Source organism: Sphingomonas sp. NY01, assembly GCF_038809135.1.
GTDB lineage: Bacteria > Pseudomonadota > Alphaproteobacteria > Sphingomonadales > Sphingomonadaceae > Sphingomonas > Sphingomonas carotinifaciens.
On sequence record NZ_CP101722.1, the window covers coordinates 3,162,662 to 3,181,657 of the forward strand.

Consider the following 18,996-nt stretch of genomic DNA (forward strand, 5'->3'; position numbering starts at 1 on the left):
GCACGCGGAGGGGCAGGTAACGGACAAAAGCCATGAACAAAGATCCCCAGGAAAAATCGGTCCGCACCCTGCGCGTCGGCGAACAGGTGCGCCATGTGCTGTCGGAAGTGCTCCAGCGCGGCGACGTGCATGACGACACGCTCGCCAAGCACATGGTCAGCGTGACCGAGGTCCGCATGTCCCCCGACCTGCGCCACGCCACCGTCTTCGTGAAACCCCTGCTCGGCAAGGACGAGGAGGCCGTGTTGAAGGCGCTGCGCACCAACACCGCCTATCTGCAACGCGAGGTCGCCACCCGCGTGAAGATGAAATACGCCGCCAAGCTGAAGTTCCTGGCGGACGAAAGCTTCGACGAGGGCAGCCATATCGACGCCATCCTCCGCTCGCCCGACGTGGCGCGCGATCTGGGCGAGGATTGACGGCCCACAAGCGCGCGATCATCATACGTCCATGGGCACATATGCTATCATGGACGATGACGGGACCGTCACACTCCCGCCCGAAACGCTGACACGACTGGGCTGGCAGGCGGGTCAGCCACTCCGCATAAGCGCCGTGGAAGAGGGCATCCTCATCGAGCCCTGTCCGCCACTTCCTGCAGACTACATACCCGTTCTTCGGGAATAGCAGCAACGCCGTGCATCGGATCGGTGCATCGCTGCGCCCCACGCGAGTCCGCCTGACGAGCCGGAGCAAGCCGCTGTCATGAGGTGACAGCGTCAATCTGCCTCTACGCGAACCACCCGACCTGCGGTATCGAGCGCCTGATGGCCAAGCTCTATTTCTACTATGCCTCGATGAATGCGGGCAAATCGACCAACCTGCTCCAGGCCGATTTCAACTATCGCGAACGCGGCATGCGCACGATGCTGTTCACCGCCGCGATCGATGACCGGTTCGCTTATGGCACGATCACCTCGCGCATCGGCCTGTCGCAGACGGCCACGCCCTTCCACGTCACCACCGATATCGAACGCTGCGTGCTGGATCGCCACGCCGAGGGCGCCATCGCCTGCGTGTTCGTGGACGAGGCGCAGTTCCTGACCGCGACGCAGGTCGATCAGCTCGCCCGGCTGGCGGACGTGCACAACATCCCCGTGCTCGCCTACGGGCTGCGCACCGATTTCCGGGCGGCGCTGTTCGAGGGCTCGGCGCGGCTGCTGGCGCTCGCCGATGCGCTGATCGAGATAAAGTCGGTCTGCATGTGCGGGCGCAAGGCGACGATGAACCTGCGCGTCGATGAAGACGGCCGGGCGATCGCGGAAGGCCGCCAGACCGAGATCGGCGGCAACGAACGCTATGTCGCGCTGTGCCGCCGCCATTTCTGCGAGGCGCTGGCGCACTGAGCGCCGTGCCGCTAGGCCCCCGCGCCATGCATGGATGGATCATTCTCGACAAGCCGCTGGAGATGGGCTCGACGCAAGGGGTGAGCGCGGTCAAGCGCGTGCTGCGCCAGGGCGGCTATGGCAAGTGGAAGGTCGGGCATGGCGGCACGCTCGATCCGCTGGCGACCGGCGTGCTGCCGATCGCGATCGGCGAGGCGACGAAACTTGCCGGCCGATTGCTCGACAGCGACAAGGTGTACGACTTCACCATCCGCTTCGGTACGCAGACCGCGACGCTGGACGTGGAGGGCGCGGTGGTCGCCACCAGCGACACCCGCCCCACCCGCGCCGCGCTGGACGCGGTGCTGCCGCGCTTCACCGGCGCGATCGAGCAGATGCCCCCCGCCTATTCCGCGCTGAAGGTCGATGGCCAGCGCGCCTATGACCTCGCCCGCGCCGGCGAGGAGGTGGTGCTGGCGACGCGCAGCGTGACGGTGCACCGACTCCACGTGCCGAAAACAAACGCCGGTCCGCACCATCCGTTCGCTCAGCACGAACGGATCGAGGCACAAGACAAAGGCCCTGAAACCCCAGGCCAGCCCGACGAGGAGTTGCAGGAGATCACCCTCACCGCCCATGTCTCCAAGGGCACCTATATCCGCAGCCTGGCGCGCGACATCGCGCTGGCGCTCGGCACCGTCGGCCATGTCACCATGCTGCGCCGGACCAAGGCCGGGCCATTCACGCTGCAAAATGCGATTACGCTGGACAAATTGAACGAATTGGGGCAGGCGCGCACCCTTGAACAGATACTCCTGCCGCTGAGTGCGGGGCTGGACGACATCCCGGCTCTTGCGCTCTCCCCCGACCAGGCAGGGGCGCTCCGTCAGGGGCGTGTGTTGGCCGGGATCGCCATGCAGGACGGCATGACGCTCGCAACGCTTGATCAGGTGCCCGTGGCACTGGTCGAGATCGCGAACGGCGAAGTCCGGGTCTTGCGTGGCTTCAACCTCGATTAGAAAGGATCAACGATGTCGATCACTGCCGAGCGCCGTCAGGAACTCATCAAGGATCATGCCCGCGCCGAAGGCGACACGGGTTCGCCCGAGGTTCAGGTCGCGATCCTGACCGAGCGGATCAAGAACCTGACCGAGCACTTCAAGGGCCATGCGAAGGACAACCATTCGCGCCGCGGCCTGCTGATGCTGGTCAACAAGCGTCGCAGCCTGCTGGACTATCTCCGCCACAAGGATGGCGAGCGGTATCTGGCCCTCATCGCGAAGCTCGGCCTTCGCAAGTAAAAAATGGCGCCTTCGGGCGCCATTTTCTTATCGCCGAAACACGTTTAGTCTAACCAGCATCCTCCGGCGCTGCGAAGTCCGGAGCACACAGGCAAGCGGGGCAATTCGGCCCCGCACCAGAGCCACTACTGGCTCCCTCATAGGCCCCGGCCGGGATAGGCCCGCCGGAGTAAGGAAATAGCATGTTCGATACCAAGAAGGTGGCAATCGAGTGGGGCGGCAAGACGCTGACCCTCGAAACGGGCAAGGTCGCCCGCCAGGCCGACGGCGCCGTCATCGCGACGCTGGGCGAAACCGTGGTGCTGTGCGCCGTGACCGCCGCCAAGACCGTCAAGGAGGGGCAGGATTTCTTCCCGCTCACCGTCCATTACCAGGAGAAGTTCTCGTCCGCGGGGCGCATCCCCGGCGGCTTCTTCAAGCGCGAGCGTGGCGCGACCGAGCGTGAGACGCTGGTCAGCCGCCTGATCGATCGCCCGATCCGCCCGCTGTTCCCGGAAGGGTTCTACAACGAGATCAACTGCATCGCGCAGGTGCTGTCCTATGACGGCGAGAACGAGCCCGACATCCTGGCGATGATCGCCGCATCGGCCGCGCTCACCATCTCGGGCGTGCCCTTCATGGGCCCGGTCGGCTGCGCGCGCGTCGGCTACCAGAATGGCGAATATCAGCTCAACCCGACCGACGCAGAGGCGATCGCGGGCGAGCTGGACCTGGTCGTCGCCGCCACCCACGACGCGGTGATGATGGTCGAATCCGAGGCCAAGGAGCTGTCGGAAGAGGTGATGCTGGGCGCGGTCATGTTCGCGCACAAGGCGTCGCAGCAGGTGATCAACGCGATCATCGACCTGGCCGAGCAGTCGGCGAAGGATCCGTGGGAACTGGCCCCCGTCGCCGACAAGTCGGACACGATGGCCAAGCTGAAGAAGGCGATCGGCAAGGATGTCGAGGCGGCCTACAAGCTGACCGACAAGCAGGCCCGCCAGACCGCGCTGAACGAGGCCCGCGCCAAGGCGCGCGACGCCTTCGCCGACCTGAAGGAAAGCGATCCGGCCCAGTATCTCGGCACGCTCAAGCTGGTGAAGAAGCTCGAGGCCGATATCGTGCGCTCCGCGATCCTGAAGAACGGCCGCCGCATCGACGGCCGCGACACGAAGACCGTGCGTCCGATCGAATCGGAAGTGCACTTCCTGCCGCGCGCACACGGCTCGGCGCTGTTCACCCGCGGCGAGACGCAGACCATCGCGACCACGACGCTGGGCACCAAGGATGCCGAGCAGATGATCGACGGCCTGAACGGCCTGTCGTATCAGAACTTCATGCTGCACTATAACTTCCCGCCCTATTCGGTCGGCGAAGTGGGCCGCTTCGGCGCGCCGGGCCGCCGCGAGATCGGCCATGGCAAGCTGGCATGGCGCGCGCTGCACCCGGTGCTGCCCTCGAAGGAGGAGTTCCCCTACACGATCCGTGTCACCTCGGACATCACCGAGTCGAACGGGTCGTCCTCGATGGCCACCGTCTGCGGCGGTTCGCTGTCGATGATGGATGCCGGCGTGCCGCTGAAGCGCCCGGTCTCGGGCATCGCGATGGGCCTGATCCTGGAGGGCAAGAACTTCGCCGTGCTGTCCGACATCCTGGGTGACGAGGATCACCTGGGCGACATGGACTTCAAGGTCGCCGGTACGTCGGAGGGCATCACCGCGCTCCAGATGGACATCAAGATCTCCGGCATCACCGAGGAGATCATGAAGGTCGCGCTGGAACAGGCCAAGGAAGGCCGTGCGCACATCCTGGGCGAGATGGCCAAGGCGCTGGGCGAGACCCGCTCGGAGCTGTCGGCGCACGCGCCGCGCATCGAGACCTTCTCGATCGACAAGTCCAAGATCCGCGAAGTCATCGGCACCGGCGGCAAGGTGATCCGCGAGATCGTCGCGACGACCGGCGCCAAGGTCGACATCGACGACGAGGGCGTGATCAAGGTCTCCTCGTCCGATCCGGCGCAGATCGAGGCGGCAATCGCCTGGATCAAGGGCCTGGTCGAAGAGGCCGAGGTCGGCAAGATCTATGACGGCAAGGTCGTCAACCTGGTCGATTTCGGTGCGTTCGTGAACTTCATGGGCGGCAAGGACGGTCTCGTCCACGTCTCCGAGATCAAGAACGAGCGCGTCGAAAAGGTCGCGGACGTCCTGTCCGAAGGGCAGCAGGTCAAGGTAAAGGTCCTTGAGATCGATCCGCGCGGCAAGGTCCGCCTGTCGATGCGCGTCGTCGACCAGGAAACCGGTGCCGAGCTGGAAGACACCCGTCCCGCCCGCGCCCCGCGCGAAGGCGGCGACCGCGGTCCGCGCGGCGATCGTGAGGGTGGCCGTGGCCCCCGTCGCGAGGGCGGCGACCGTGAAGGCGGCCGCGAAGGTGGTCGGGGTGGCCCGCGCCGCGACCGCGGTGATCGCGGCCCGCGTCGCGAAGGCGGCAATGGCGGCAACGGCGGCGGCCGTGATGACGGCCCCGCGCCCGAATTCGCCCCCGCCTTCCTGACCGGCGACCGCGACTGATGACGGGTGCGCCCGAAAGGACGCACCGCGACATCGCAAATGGAAAAGGCCCGGTTCGCCGGGCCTTTTTCGTATGTGCCGCACCCTGAACTCTTCCTGCAAACCCCATCCGTTCGGGCTGAGCGAAGTCGAAGCCCCTGCCCATGGACCGACACCTCACCCCCAAGCCGTTCGTGTCGAGTAAAGATCGAGTAGCTCCGCAGGAGCGTAGCGAGAGCTTGTATCGAGACAGGGCCGCACGTGGCGCCGTGTCTCCCGGTACGCGGCTGAACGGGCTCCGCATCGACCTGACGCCCCCACCCCCGGCAAAGTTGATTCCGCCACCGCCCGCGATGCTATAAGGCGCCCGCCATGCTCGCCTTTCATCAGCAGGACCTCGCCGCGCTGGCCGCGCGCGACCGGCTGCGCACACTCCAGCCCCGCCTGGCGGTCGATCTCGCCTCCAACGACTATCTCAGCCTCGCCGCCAGCCCGCGGCTTGCCGCCGCCGTCACCGATGCCATCGCGCGCGGCGTTCCCGTCGGCGCGGGCGGCTCGCGCCTGCTCCACGGCAACCATCCCGAACATGAGGCGCTGGAGGCGGAGGCCGCCGCCTTTCTGGGTGCGGAATCCTGCCTGTTCTTTTCCAGCGGCTATGCCGCCAACGTCGCGCTGCTCGCCACCCTGCCCCAGCCCGGCGACGTGATCGTCCACGACGCGCTGATCCACGCCAGCGCCCGCGAAGGACTGCGCCTCGCGCGCGCGCCCGCGATCGAGGTCCCGCACAACGATGCCGCCGCCGCCGAGGTCGCGATCCGCGACTGGCGCGCGGCCGGCAATACCGGCACGCCCTGGATCGCGGTGGAAAGCCTCTACAGCATGGACGGCGACACCGCCCCGCTCGCCGACCTGTCCGCCATTGCCGAGCGCCACGACGCCGTGCTGCTGGTCGACGAGGCCCATGCCACCGGCGTCTTCGGTACCCACGGCCAGGGCCTTGCCACCCCCTCGCCGCGCACGATCACGCTGCACACCTGCGGCAAGGCCCTGGGGTGCGAGGGGGCGCTGGTCGCCGGTCCGGCGGTGATGCGCGACTTTCTGGTCAATCGCGGCCGCGGCTTCATCTTCTCCACCGCGCCCTCGCCCTTGATGGCAAGCGCCGTGCGCGAGGCGCTGCGCATCTTGGGCGACGAACCCGAACGCCGCGCCGCGCTCCACACCCGCATCGCCTCCGCCGGACGGCTCTTTGCCCCCCATGGCGCCACCCCGACCGGCACCCCGATCATGCCGCTGATCCTCGGCGAGGACGGCACCACCATGCGCACCGCCGCCGCCCTTCAGGCGCACGGCTTCGACATACGCGGCATCCGCCCGCCCACCGTCCCTCCGGGCACCGCCCGCCTGCGCCTGTCGATCACCCTCAACGTCCGCGACGAAGACCTCGCCGCTCTCGCCACCCTCCTCCCCCAGGTCCTGCCATGAAATTCATCGTCACCGGCACCGATACCGAGATCGGCAAGACCGTGTTCGCCGCCGGCCTCGCCGGCGCGCTCGGCGCGACCTATTGGAAGCCGATCCAGGCCGGGCTGGAGGACGGGGCCGATGCCGATACCGTCGCCACGCTGGCGCCCGGCGCGCGCATCCACCCGTCCGCGTGGCGCCTGGCCACCCCCTGCTCCCCCACCGCGCGGCCGAGCTGGACGGCGTCACCATCGATCCCGCCGCGCTGACACCCCCCGCCGTCGCTGGTCCCTTGGTGATCGAGGGTGCCGGCGGCGTCCTCGTCCCCGTCACCCGCCGGCATCTGTTCGCCGACCTGTTCGCCGCGTGGCAGATCCCCGTCATTCTCGTCGCGCGCACCGGGCTCGGCACGATCAACCACAGCCTGCTCTCGATCGAGGCACTGCGCGCGCGCGGCGTGTCGGTCCACGGCATCGCCTTTGTCGGCGATCCGGTCGAGGACAGCGAGGCGACGATCGCCGACATCGCACAGGTCGAGCGTCTCGGTCGCCTGCCCCGCCTCGCCCCGCTCACCCCGGCGACACTCGCGCACGCCTTCGCTGCCGCTTTTCCGAGCCTTTGCGCATGACCTCCCCCGTCTGGCACCCCTTCACCCAGCATGGCCTGAACGAGCCGATCCCGCGCGTCACACATGGCGAGGGCGCGATCCTCCACACCGCGGACGGGCGGCGCATCGTCGACGCCATCTCGTCCTGGTGGGTGACGACGCACGGCCATGGCCACCCGCGCATCGCCGCCGCCATCGCCGAGCAGGCCGCGACGCTGGATCAGATCATCTTCGCCGGCTGGACGCACGAGCCCGCCGAGGACGTCGCCGCCGAACTGATCCGCCTCACCCCGCCCGAACTCACCCGCGTCTTCTTCTCCGACTCCGGCTCCACCGCGGTCGAGGTCGCGCTGAAGATGGCGCTCGGCTTCTGGGCGAACCGTGGCGCGCCGCGTGAGCGCATTCTGGTGATGCAGCACAGCTATCACGGCGACACGATCGGCGCGATGTCGATCGGCGCGCGCGGCGTGTTCAACCGCCCCTATGCGCCGCTGCTCTTCGATGTCGGCACCATCCCCTTCCCCACCGACCATCAGGCAACGCTCGACGCGCTGGAGGCACAGGCCCGGCAGGGCGCCGCCGCCTTCATCGTCGAGCCGCTGGTGCTGGGCGCGGGCGGCATGCTGATCTACCCGCCCGCCGTGCTGGCCGAAATGCGGGCGATCTGCGCCCGTCACGGCGTGCTGTTCATCGCCGACGAGGTGATGACCGGATGGGGCCGCACCGGCACGCTGTTCGCCTGCGAACAGGCGGGCGTGGTGCCCGACATATTGTGCCTGTCCAAGGGGCTGACCGGCGGCGCGGTGCCGCTCGCCGTCACGCTGGCCAGCGAGGCGATCTTCGAGGCGCACCGATCGACCGACCGGTCGCGCCAGTTCTTCCATTCCTCCAGCTACACCGCCAACCCGATCGCCTGCGCCGCCGCCCGCGCCAATTTCGCGATCTGGCGGGAAGAGCCGGTGGCGGACCGCATCGCGACGCTGGCGGCGCGCCAGGCCGCCCACCTCGCCGATGCTGCGCAGCATCCACGCGCAGCAAATCCCCGCCAGCTCGGCACCATCGCCGCGCTGGAGGTGGGGCATGACGAAGGCTATCTGTCCGACCTGGCGCCCCGCCTGCTCGCCCATTTCCGCGACCGCGACCTGCTCGTCCGCCCGCTCGGCAACACGCTCTACGTCATGCCGCCCTACAGCATCGCAGGCGACGACCTCGCCCGCGTCTGGCACGCGATCGGCGAAGCGCTGGATATGGTCGTGTAGAGCAGGATCGTATCGGGTTGATCCAACATCCGTTCGCCCAGCGTAGCGGGGACAACCGCATATCGAAAGACATCCGGCGATTTAGGTTGCTCCCGTTGCGCCTGCTCCGTTCCCCCAGCGAGGAGTGCCTGACCGCTCCGTCTTCGCAAACGCAATCGTCGTTCTCGCAAACCATGGTGAATTGGGAAAGACTAAAGGTCGGTAACGACCAATCGCAACGCCTATCCGGCTTATGGTCTTCCCCGTCGCGATCGGTCGACAGATTATCAGCCCAGCAACTGATCCGTCATAGGATAAGCCAACCCCGATACGCGGATGCTTTCGCCTGCAACGTCCGTGATCTCCGCGACCAGCTCGCAAGGTTGACCCATATCTTCACCCTGTGAGATTCTGATTTTCCCGCCGTGCGGCCATTGCACATCGCGTAGAAGACCTGCGAGCGCGGCAGCGGCAGCGCCCGTTGCCGGGTCTTCATAAACACCACCGATGGCGAACGGATTGCGAGCATGGAAGACGGTCGCTGTCTCGGCATAGATCAAGCTGACCGTGCCGATCCCCTCGCGTCGCATGAACTCGCGGCCCGCACCAAGATCATAATGCATGGCGCTCAGCGCAGTCCGATCCTTCAAGGCAATCACCAAGTGATCCAGCCCAGCATGGGCCACCGCCGGTGATAGCCTCGGATCAAGATCGTCTTGAGCGTAGGAAAATAGGTCGAGAGCGGTTGTCACCATAGCTGACGACGCCGCTCGACTGGATGTTGGCGGGGATTGAAGCGCTGCCCATGCCCCGTCTGCCGTCCGCCGCCCCTCTACGGTGATCTGTGCGCTGTTGAGCGCCAGCTGGAAGATGCCGTCGCCGTATCGATCCGCCAGCGCCGCGCCGAGCGCCAAGGTCGCGTGACCACAGAATTGCACCTCCGCCTCGGGGGAGTAATAGCGCACACGAAACTCGCTGCCTTGTCGCGCTGCGAATACCGTTTCGGAATAACCGACGTCTGCGGCGACAGCCTGCATCGATTCCACCGTCGGCAATGCGGCACCAATTACGACCCCGGCCGGGTTGCCGCCTTGGTTTCCCACAGCGAAGGCAGCGTATCGCTGCACATCGACCTCCATGCCACCAACGGGTGCAGTGGTTCGATCATCCGTCGCCTGTGCCGTCACGTCCTAGATACTCCCTGAGAATATCAGCATATCCTAGAGGGCGGGCCTCACGGTGTACCATGCGGACGTAAGGCCATAATGGCATTTCTGCTTGATTTTGTTAGGCCCATTCCACTAAATGGCTTACATGCTAAAGTCGGCTCCAGATAACTTCGATCAATTGATCATAGACACCCTGCTAAGCGACGCTCGCACGAGCCTTCGGACCATCGGCTCCAAGGTGGGGCTGACAGCGCCGGCGGTGCGCGAACGCATCCTCAGGATGGAAGACACCGGGATTATCGAAGGGTTCAGCATCAGGTTGAACGCGAGAGCACTCGGCTTTATGCTGGAAGCGATATTAAACGTCGAACCTCTTCCGGGCAGGCTCAAGGAGGTCGAGCAGATTTTGCGGGACATACCAGAGGTTTTGGAATGTTCCGTTGTCACGGGAAATGACTGCTTCGTCGCGCGCTTCGTCTTAAAAGACGTGGGCGATCTGGATCGCATTCTTGAGCCGCTTCACAATGTAGCTCGCACGAGAACCAGCATCGTGCATCGCAAACCCATACCTTCGCGCCGTCCACCGTTTTAGTTTCCCGATTGGGAACCTCCAACGGGAAAGCCGTGACTGCTGGACGATCGCGAACGTGAGAGGCGCCACTTTCCCGAAACGTGTTCCCGAATGCCTTTTCCCGAAATGAGCGGTCGGACATGGAGAACCGGGAACACTGAAGGCGACAACGGGCTCTCCCTCGATCGGGCAGATGCCGTAAACTCGAGCCGAGAGCGACCGCGCTGAGCCACACCTGGCTGGCACAGCGAGCCAGGCGAACTGAACGCATCGAGTGATATTCCCGCCCCCGCAAGATCGCCGTCTGCATGGACGAGGCCCTCTCCCCACCGGAGAGAGGGCCCCCATCACCTCACTTCGACGGGCAGGCCATCGGCCCCTGCGCCATCGCCAGCCGCACGTCGGAGATGTCGATCCCCAGCGCCGAACCGCTGGTCAGCACGAGGGGGCGCGCCACCTTGGTCATGTCGACGCCCTTCGACGCAAAGCAGGACAACGGCACCGCCAGCGTCGTCCAGTCGCTGCCCGCACCGTTCAGCGCGGCGGTGATCGGCACGGCGGCCGACTTGCCGTTATTCTCCATCGCCAGCATCACCGGGCCCTGCGGCTTGGCGGTGACGCGGTATTCGACCACCAGGCTCAACTGCCCATTGGCCTCACGGCTCAGGTCGCGCGGCGTGCCCGCGGCCAGCGCCACCCGGCCATCGCCGCCGCCCTTGAACACGAAGCGCAGCGAATCCTCCTGCGCCCGGCGGTCGACCCGCGCGCTGGTCAGCGCGCCGCCGGCCTCCAGCATCACGCCCGGCGCCGCGCGACCGCGTCCGAAGAACTGGCTGGCATCGCCCGCCGCCACGTCGGGCTTGGTCTCGTCCAGCACCGGCACGGTGGCGCCCGCCGCATAGGTCAGGCCATAGCCGAACGGGAACAGCGGGTCGTAATTGGCGTCACGCCGGTTCAGCACATACTGGTCGACGCGCTTGGGCCAGGAGAAGGACAGCTTGCCCTTGAAGTCGTGCGCCGGCCGACCGTCCTTGCCCGCCACCAGCACGTCGGCGACGCCGCCGCCCTCGGTGCCCGGCAGGAACGCCGCGACGAACGCGTCGGCCGCGTTCAGCTCCGGGTTCACCCACATCGGCCGGCCCGACAGGAACACCGCGACCACGGGCACGCCCGCCGCCTTCAGCTTCTTGAGCAGCGCCAGATCCGACTTGTCCTCGGGGCTGTATTCCAGCGTCGCACGGTCGCCGGCGAACTCGGCATAGGGCTTTTCGCCGAACACCACGATCGCCGCATCGGGCTTGGCGGTGAAGCTGCCGTCGCGCGACAGGGTCGCCTTGCCGCCGCCTGCGCGCACCGCCTGGTCGATCCCCGACCAGATCGACTGGCCGTTGGGGAAATCCTTGTTGGACACGTCGGTGCCCTGCCAGGTGATCGACCAGCCGCCGGAGGCCTGGCCGATGTCATCGGCCGCGGCACCGGCGACCAGGATGTTGGCGCTCGGCTTCAGCGGCAGGACGCCGCCATTGTTCTTGAGCAGCACCAGCGATTCGCGCACCGCCTGCCTGGCGATCGCGCGGTGTTCGGCTGCGCCGAGCAGGTTGAACTTGCCGGACAGCGGCCGTGCCGACGGGCGGCCCGCATCGAACGTGCCGGCGATCACCTTGACGCGCAGGATACGGCGCACGGCGTCGTCCAGTCGTGCGCGCGGGATGGTGCCGTCCTTCGCCTCGCGCAGCGTGTTGGCGTAAAGCTGCTTCCAGCCCGGGCCCGAATACATGAACATGTCGAGGCCCGCGTTGATCGCCGCCGCGCAGTCCTCGTTGGTGCAGCCCGGCACCTGGCCATGCGCGTTCCAGTCGCCGACCGTGAAGCCCTGGAAGCCCCAGCGATCCTTCAGCACGCCGGTCAGCATGCTCTTGTTGCCGGTCATCTTTTCGCCGTTCCAGCTCGAGAAGCTGGGCATCACGGTCAGCGCGCCGGCGGGCAGCGAGGTCATGTAGCCCGCGCCGTGCACGTCGCGCAGCACCGCCTCCGACACGCGCGTGTCGCCCTGGTCGCGCCCGCCGGTGCCGCCATCGCCCAGGAAGTGCTTCACCGAGGAGATGACATGGCCCGGCTTCATGAAGTCGCGGCCGATCGTGCCCTGGATGCCCTCCACCATCGCGCCGGCATAGGCGGCGACGACCTCGGGCTCTTCCGAATAGCTCTCATAGGTGCGGCCCCAGCGGTCGTCCTGCACCACCGCGACCGTCGGCGCGAAGCTCCAGTCGATGCCGGTCGCCGCGGTCTCGGCGGCGGTCGCCGCGCCGATCTTGCGGACCAGATCGGGGTTCCGCATCGCGCCCAGGCCGATATTGTGCGGGAACAGCGTCGCGCCGACGATGTTGTTCGCGCCGTGCACCGCGTCCGTGCCCCAGATCACCGGCACCTTGGGGCGACCGTCGCTGCGCTTCATCGACGCATCGTAAAAGGCGTCGAACAGCTTCAGCCATTCCGGGGCCGGCGCCAGTTCGTCGTTGTTCGGCGCGGAATTGCCGCCGTTCAGGATCGACCCGAACTTGTAGGTTTCCAGATCGGCCGGCTTGATGCTGGCGATGTCGACCTGGATCAGCTGGCCGACCTTGTCCTCGACCGACATCTTGGCCAGCGTCGCCTCGACGCGCGCTTCCACCTTGGGATCGCGCTTCAATTTCATCGGCAATTGCGGCCAGTTGGCCGGATTGGCCACCGCCGAGGCATTGGGTGCCGCTGCCTGCTGCGCCGCGATGGGCGCACCGATCGCGCAGGCCGTCATCCCGGCCACGCCCACCAAAGCCTTGAACTTCGCGCGCATTCTGAACTCTCCCTGGTGCCGTCTCGGGTTGCGGCAGCGGCGGGCAGATGACGGGCAGGCATGGCCGCTGTCAACAATTCATAATTCAATTTGGCTTTTGGCTGCGTGCGTGCTTCATCTGCGCACGAATTGGGGCATAAGCCGCCGGGTCGATCAGGGAGTGGAATGGATGATGCGCAGGCGCTGGATTGCGGGGCTGGTCTCGGGTGGAGCACTGGCGTGGAGCGCGCTTGCCACCGCCCAGTCGCTGGGTCCGATCCATGTCGATCTGCCCGCGGGCGGGGCGGCCTATACCCGCACGATCGCGCCGACGCCGATTGCCGCCACCAACTGGACGATGGCCGGCTGGATCCAGCCGCGCCAGGTGCCGAACAAGGGCACGGTGCTGATCGCGGGCTTCGGCGACCCCGCCTCGGGCGCGCATCGCTATCTCGCGCTGGTCGATGGCGACCCCGCGCTGATCACGGAGGGCGGCACGCTGACCGGCGGGGCCAGTCCCGATCGCGACAAGTGGATGCACATCGCCGCCAGCTATGACGGCGCGGTCGCCCGCCTCTACGTCAACGGCCGCCAGGTGACGCAGCGCCGCATAGCCGCCGCCGCCGTGCCCGCCACCGCGACCTTCGCCCCGCGCCCGGCGGTGGCGGGTACCGCGCCCTATTTCGTCGGCCGCGTCGGCGACTTCCGCCTCGACCCGCGCACGCTGGACGGCGTCGCCATCCGCCTTCTCGCCCGCCGCGCGCCCGACCCGTCGCGCATCGCCTTCCAGACCGGCAGCCCCGACTGGCCCGTGCAGGTCCGCCAGATGTACGGCCAGACCGCGCCGCAGGACGCCTGGACGCTCCCCCAGTCCAGGGCGCCGATCCCCACCGAGGGCAAGGCCAAGCCCGAGCCCAAGGGCCCGGCCCTCGTCGCCACCGGCCCCAACCAGTGGGATGTCGCCGGCTGGCGCCTGATCGAGGCGCCAAGGGTCGCCGCGCAAGCCTCCGACCTGTCGCGCCCCGGCTACGACACCGGCAAATGGTATGCCGCCACCGTGCCCGGCACCGTGCTGACCACGCTGGTCGATCGCGGCGTCTATCCCGACCCCGCCTACGGCCTCAACAACCTTGCCATCCCGGAAAGCCTCGCGCGCCAGGATTACTGGTACCGCACCGAGTTCGATGTACCGGCCGAGGCCGCCGGCCTGAAGCAGTGGCTGACCTTCAAGGGCGTCAACTACGCCGCGGAGGTCTGGGTGAACGGCCAGCGTATCGGCACCATGAAGGGCGCCTTCATCCGCGGCCGCTTCCCCGTCACGCTCCAGGCCGGGCGCAACGCGGTCGCGGTGCGCGTCTCGCCCCCGCCGCACCCGGGCATCGCGCATGAGGAGTCGCTCACCGCCGGCGTCGGCGAGAATGGCGGCATGATGATGCTGGACGGCCCCACCTTTGTCGCGACCGAGGGCTGGGACTGGATCCCCTCGATCCGCGATCGCAACACCGGGCTGTGGCAGGGCGTCTTGCTCGCCGCCACCGGCCCCGCCACGATCGGCGATCCGCAGATCGTCACCAGCCTGCCCAAGCCCGACAATTCGGTGGCGGAGGTGGAGATCGTCACCCCCGTCACCAACACCTCGGACCAGGCGGTCGCCGCCACCGTGCGCGCGGTGTTCGACGACGTCGTGGTCGAAAAGCAGGTACAGGTCGGCGCCGGCCAGACCGTCAACGTGTCGATGACCCCGCGCGAATTCGCGCAGCTTGCGGTCAAGAACCCGCGCCTGTGGTGGCCCAACGGGTACGGCGACCCGGCGCTGCACGACCTGACGCTGACCGCGATCGTGAACGGCACGGCCAGCGACACGCAAAAGACGCGCTTCGGCATGCGCCAGGTGACGTACGACATCTCGCTGATGGACGCGGACGGCGATCTGGAGCGCGTGGGGCTGGATCTCACCCGCGCCCGCGCGCTCGGCCAGCAGGTCGTCGACGGCAGCCATACCGGCATCCGGAAGACGACGAACGGCTGGACGGCCAGCCTCGTCCCCGGCGCGGAGAAGTCGCCCGCGGTCACCCCCGTGCAGGACGATCCCCGCCTCGCCCCGCATCTCGTCATCCGCGTCAACGGCGTGCGCATCGCCGCGCGCGGCGGCAATATCGGCATGGACGACTTCATGAAGCGCATCGACCGTGCGCATCTGGAACCGATGTTCCGCCTGCATCGCGACGCGCATCTCAACATCGTGCGCAACTGGGTCGGCCAGAATACCGAGGACAGCTTCTTCGACCTGGCCGACGAATATGGCCTGATGGTGCTGTCCGATTTCTGGGAATCGACCCAGGACTACAATATCGAGACGCAGGACCCGCAACTGTTCCTGGCGAACGCGGCCGATGTGGTGCGCCGCTATCGCAACCATCCCTCGATCGTCGTCTGGTTCGGCCGCAACGAGGGCGTGCCCCAGCCGCTTCTGAACGAGGCGCTGGAAAAGCTGGTCAATTCGGCCGACGGCACCCGCCTCTACATGGGCTCGTCCAACCGGGTGAACCTCCAGAACTCGGGCCCCTATAACTGGCGCCCGCCGGTCGAATATTTCACTGAGCATGCCAAGGGCTTCTCGGTGGAGGTCGGCACCCCTTCGCTGCCCACGCTGGAGGCGTGGCGGCGCGCCATTCCAGAACCGGATCGCTGGCCGATCAGCGACACCTGGGCCTATCATGACTGGCACCAGACCGGGAACGGCGCGGTCAAGACCTTCACCGACGTGCTGGACCGCCGCTTCGGCCCCGGCACCAGCCTGGAGGATTTCGAGCGCAAGGCGCAGATGCTCCAGTACGAGTCCTACCGCGCCATCTTCGAGGGGATGAACGCCGGCCTGTGGACGGAGAATTCGGGCCGCATGCTGTGGATGACGCAGCCCGCCTGGCCGTCCTCGGCGTGGCAGATCTTCTCGTCGGACTACGACACCCATGCCGCCTTCTACGGCGTCAAAAAGGCGTCGGAGCCGGTCCACGTCCAGATGAACCTGCCCGATTACCGCGTCGTGCTGGTCAATAACGGCCGCGACGCGCTGAAGGGCGTGGTGGTGCGCGCCCGCGTCGTCAGCCTCGACAACCGCACGCTCGCCGAACAGGAGGCCAAGCTGGAGGCACGCGGCGAGACGGCGACCCCGGCGCTGACGCTCGACCTTGCCCAGCATCTCCAGCGCGGGCCCGCCATCGTCCGGCTGGAGGCGACCGATGCGGGCGGACAGGTCCTGTCCACCAACACCTATTGGCAGGCCAGGGACGATGCGGGCTACCGCGCGATGAACGACATGGCACCGGTCAGCCTCAACACCAGCGTCGCCACCCGCGTCGAGGGCGACGAGACGATCGCCGCGCTCACCCTGACCAACCAGACGCCGACGCCGGCGATCGAGGCGAAGCTGACGGTGATGAACCAGAATGGCGAGCAGGTGCTGCCCGCCTTCTTCACCGACAATTATGTCTCGCTGCTGCCCGGCGAGACCCGCACGATCGAGGTCCGCTACCCGACGGCCAAGGCCGAGCGCGCCGGCATCACCCTGCGCGGCTGGAACGTCGCCAAAGCACGCGTGGAACTGGGCCAATAGCAGCGGCCACCCTCACCCTTCCCATCGGCAGAGCCGATGGGCCCCTTCCCTCGCCCGGTGGGAGAGGGAGGGAGCGGCAAAGCCGCGGAAGGGTGAGGGTGATCGACAAAGAAACGTCCTTTGGGGGAGAAACCATGAAGACCCACCTGATCGCCGCCCTGCTCGCCGCAACCATCGTCGCCCCGGCATCCGCCCAGTCCACTCCCACCGCAGAGCAGAAGAGCCAGTGGGAACGCGAATGGGAAGAACGACTCCACACCGATTTCGGCTATCTGAAGCGCTATCAGGCGGACAATGCCGCGCTTCGCCCGACGCCTGGTGCGCCGCGCATCGTCATGATGGGCGATTCGATCACGCAAGGCTGGTTCGACATGGTGCCCGCCTTCTTCACCCCCGGTCGCATCTGCCGCGGCATCGGCGGGCAGACGACGACCCAGATGCTGCTCCGCTTTCGTCAGGACGTGATCGACCTGAAGCCGGCGGTGGTGCAGATCATGGCCGGCACCAACGACATCGCCGGCAACACCGGCCCGATGACGCCCGAACAGACGCAAGCCAACATCATGTCGATGGCCGAGCTGGCACGCGCGCACGGCATCCGCGTCATCTTCGCCTCGATCCCGCCGGCGGACGGCTTCCCCTGGCGCCCCGGCCTCGACACCGCGCCGAAGATCGCCGCGATGAACGCCTGGCTGAAGGATTACGCCAGGAAGACCGGCAACACCTATGCCGATTACTGGTCCGTCCTGCACGACGGTCAGGCGCTGCGCGCATCGATGACCTATGACGGCGTTCACCCCAACAAGGCGGGCTATGCCGCGATGGCGCCGGTGGCGGACGCCGCGTTCAAGGCCGCGCTCGCCAAACCCGCTCCGCGCGCGATCGTGCGATGATCGCCCTTGCACTTGCACTTGCCGCCGCCGGGCCGGTGGTCGCCACCGACGACGGCCCGGTCCGCGGGGAAGCGGATGGTGCCGGTGCGGTGTTTCGCGGCATCCCCTATGCCGCTCCCCCGGTCGGCGCCCGGCGCTGGCGCCCGCCCGCACGCCCCGTGCGCTGGACCACCCCGCGCGCGGCCGTCGCCGAACATGCCGCCTGCCCGCAGACCATGTCGGGCGAATGGAACCGCCGCGCGGCCGAAAGCGGCGACGAGGATTGCCTGTTCCTCGACATCCGCACGCCCCGCCTCGCCCGCGACGCCAGATTGCCGGTCATGGTCTGGATCCACGGCGGATCGAACCGCGCCGGATCGGGCGGCGGCACGGTTGAATCGCGCATCACCGATCAGGGCATCGTGCTGGTATCGATCCAGTACCGCCTGGGCGCGCTCGGTTTCCTGTCGCATCCCGCGCTTACCCGCGAACAGGGCGGCACGTCCGGCAATTACGGGCTGATGGATCAACAGGCGGCACTCGACTGGGTCCGCCGCAACATCGCCGCCTTCGGTGGCGACCCCGCGCGCGTCACGATCGCCGGCGAATCGGCGGGTGCGCAGGATGTCGGCCTGCACCGGCTTGCCCCGGCGTCGCAGGCACTGTTTGCCCGCGCCATCGCGGAAAGTGGCACACCGGGCTTCGGCGTGCCGGCCCGCTCGCTCCGCCAGAACGAGGTCGTCGGCACCATCATCGCCCGGCGTGCCGGCCTGTCCGACCGTGCCTCCGCCGCCGCGTTGCGCGCAGTCCCCGTTGCCCGCCTGCTCGCCGCGGATCAGGGCACCGCCGTCCCCGGCCTCGCCGATGCCAGCTTCATCTGGCTGCAGGCCGTGGTCGACGGCCGTTTCCTGCGCGAGGCACCCGCCACCGCCATCGCCGCCGGCCGCTTCCACCGCGGCCCGCTCCTGATCGGCGTCAACGCCAGGGAACTGACGCTGCACGGCGGCCTGCCCGCCGCCGCCGATACGGTGCGCCGCGAATTCGGGGCCGGGGCCGCGCGGGCGCTCGCCTTTTACGGGCTGCAACCCGGCGGCACCCCGATCGACGATCCCCGCTTGGGCGACGTCACGCTGCAACTCGCCAACGACCTCACCTTTCGCTGCCCGACCATCGCGATATCCGCCGCCAATGCCGCGCGCGGCGTGCCGGTTTTCCAATATCAGTTCGACTATGCCCCACCGGGCGGCAGCGTCAGCCATGCCAGCGAACTCGCCTCGGTCTTCGCGCTGCCCGCGCCCGGTGCGCCGCCGGTCGCGCATTACTGGCTCAACTTCGTGAAGACCGGCGATCCCAACGGCGCCGGCCTGCCGCGCTGGCCCGCTTATGACGTGAAGACCCGCGCCTATCTGTCCTTTGGCCAGACACAGACGACCGCGACGGCGGATTTGCGCCCGATCTGCGCGTTACGATCCGTGCCATGAACGCTATTCCCAAAAGGTAGG

General features: G+C 67.5%; 13 protein-coding genes and 1 pseudogene. 12 read left to right on the top strand and 2 right to left on the bottom strand.

Going from position 1 to position 18,996, the window contains the following annotated elements; all coding sequences use genetic code 11:
• Positions 1–32: 32 nt before the first annotated feature.
• From rbfA to NPJ82_RS15345, 8 genes and pseudogenes are all read left to right on the top strand, one after another.
• The gene (gene rbfA / locus NPJ82_RS15310) at positions 33–419 is read left to right on the top strand and encodes a 30S ribosome-binding factor RbfA (protein WP_112381582.1); all 387 of its coding nucleotides are present in this window, start codon (positions 33–35) and stop codon (positions 417–419) included.
• Positions 420–767: 348 nt separating this feature from the next.
• Positions 768–1,346: a thymidine kinase gene (locus NPJ82_RS15315; RefSeq protein ID WP_342657889.1), complete on the top strand. Its 579-nt coding sequence runs from the start codon at positions 768–770 to the stop codon at positions 1,344–1,346.
• Positions 1,347–1,372: 26 nt separating this feature from the next.
• Complete coding sequence (truB, locus tag NPJ82_RS15320) at positions 1,373–2,344, top strand: tRNA pseudouridine(55) synthase TruB (RefSeq protein ID WP_342657890.1); 972 nt, start codon at positions 1,373–1,375, stop codon at positions 2,342–2,344.
• Positions 2,345–2,356: 12 nt separating this feature from the next.
• The gene (rpsO, locus tag NPJ82_RS15325; protein ID WP_112381587.1) at positions 2,357–2,626 is read left to right on the top strand and encodes a 30S ribosomal protein S15; all 270 of its coding nucleotides are present in this window, start codon (positions 2,357–2,359) and stop codon (positions 2,624–2,626) included.
• A gap of 182 nt (positions 2,627–2,808) precedes the next feature.
• Positions 2,809–5,172, top strand: a complete 2,364-nt coding sequence (pnp, locus tag NPJ82_RS15330; protein ID WP_342657891.1) for a polyribonucleotide nucleotidyltransferase — start codon at positions 2,809–2,811, stop codon at positions 5,170–5,172.
• A 351-nt stretch (positions 5,173–5,523) separates the two neighbouring features.
• Positions 5,524–6,633 carry an 8-amino-7-oxononanoate synthase gene (locus NPJ82_RS15335; RefSeq protein WP_342657892.1) on the top strand — a complete coding sequence of 370 codons (1,110 nt, stop codon included), beginning with the start codon at positions 5,524–5,526 and terminating at the stop codon, positions 6,631–6,633.
• Positions 6,630–7,240 (top strand): annotated as a pseudogene (gene bioD, locus NPJ82_RS15340) (dethiobiotin synthase). The gene NPJ82_RS15335 and the pseudogene bioD overlap by 4 nt, the downstream one beginning before the upstream one ends.
• Complete coding sequence (locus NPJ82_RS15345; RefSeq protein ID WP_342657893.1) at positions 7,237–8,478, top strand: adenosylmethionine--8-amino-7-oxononanoate transaminase; 1,242 nt, start codon at positions 7,237–7,239, stop codon at positions 8,476–8,478. The pseudogene bioD and the gene NPJ82_RS15345 overlap by 4 nt, the downstream one beginning before the upstream one ends.
• Positions 8,479–8,744: 266 nt before the next feature.
• On the opposite strand, the gene NPJ82_RS15350 is transcribed toward NPJ82_RS15345, so the two are convergent.
• Positions 8,745–9,644 carry a PhzF family phenazine biosynthesis isomerase gene (locus NPJ82_RS15350; RefSeq protein WP_342657894.1) on the bottom strand — a complete coding sequence of 300 codons (900 nt, stop codon included), beginning with the start codon at positions 9,642–9,644 and terminating at the stop codon, positions 8,745–8,747.
• 127 nt (positions 9,645–9,771) lie between these two features.
• Between NPJ82_RS15350 and NPJ82_RS15355 the strand changes: the two genes are divergently transcribed.
• Positions 9,772–10,218, top strand: coding sequence for an Lrp/AsnC family transcriptional regulator (locus tag NPJ82_RS15355; RefSeq protein ID WP_342657895.1), 447 nt, complete (start codon positions 9,772–9,774; stop codon positions 10,216–10,218).
• A gap of 331 nt (positions 10,219–10,549) precedes the next feature.
• Here the strand turns inward: NPJ82_RS15355 and NPJ82_RS15360 are convergent, their stop codons facing one another.
• Entirely contained in the window at positions 10,550–12,991 is a 2,442-nt protein-coding gene (locus NPJ82_RS15360; protein WP_342659036.1) for a glycoside hydrolase family 3 N-terminal domain-containing protein, read from the bottom strand.
• A gap of 208 nt (positions 12,992–13,199) precedes the next feature.
• Here NPJ82_RS15360 and NPJ82_RS15365 point away from each other — a divergent pair, with 208 nt between their 5' ends.
• The 3 genes from NPJ82_RS15365 (at position 13,200) to NPJ82_RS15375 (ending at position 18,975) form a co-directional block, all read left to right on the top strand.
• Entirely contained in the window at positions 13,200–16,622 is a 3,423-nt protein-coding gene (locus tag NPJ82_RS15365; RefSeq protein WP_342657896.1) for a LamG-like jellyroll fold domain-containing protein, read from the top strand.
• 134 nt (positions 16,623–16,756) lie between these two features.
• Entirely contained in the window at positions 16,757–17,515 is a 759-nt protein-coding gene (locus NPJ82_RS15370; protein WP_342657897.1) for a GDSL-type esterase/lipase family protein, read from the top strand.
• The gene (locus NPJ82_RS15375; RefSeq protein WP_342657898.1) at positions 17,512–18,975 is read left to right on the top strand and encodes a carboxylesterase family protein; all 1,464 of its coding nucleotides are present in this window, start codon (positions 17,512–17,514) and stop codon (positions 18,973–18,975) included. The genes NPJ82_RS15370 and NPJ82_RS15375 overlap by 4 nt, the downstream gene beginning before the upstream one ends.
• The last annotated feature ends 21 nt before the right edge of the window (positions 18,976–18,996 follow it).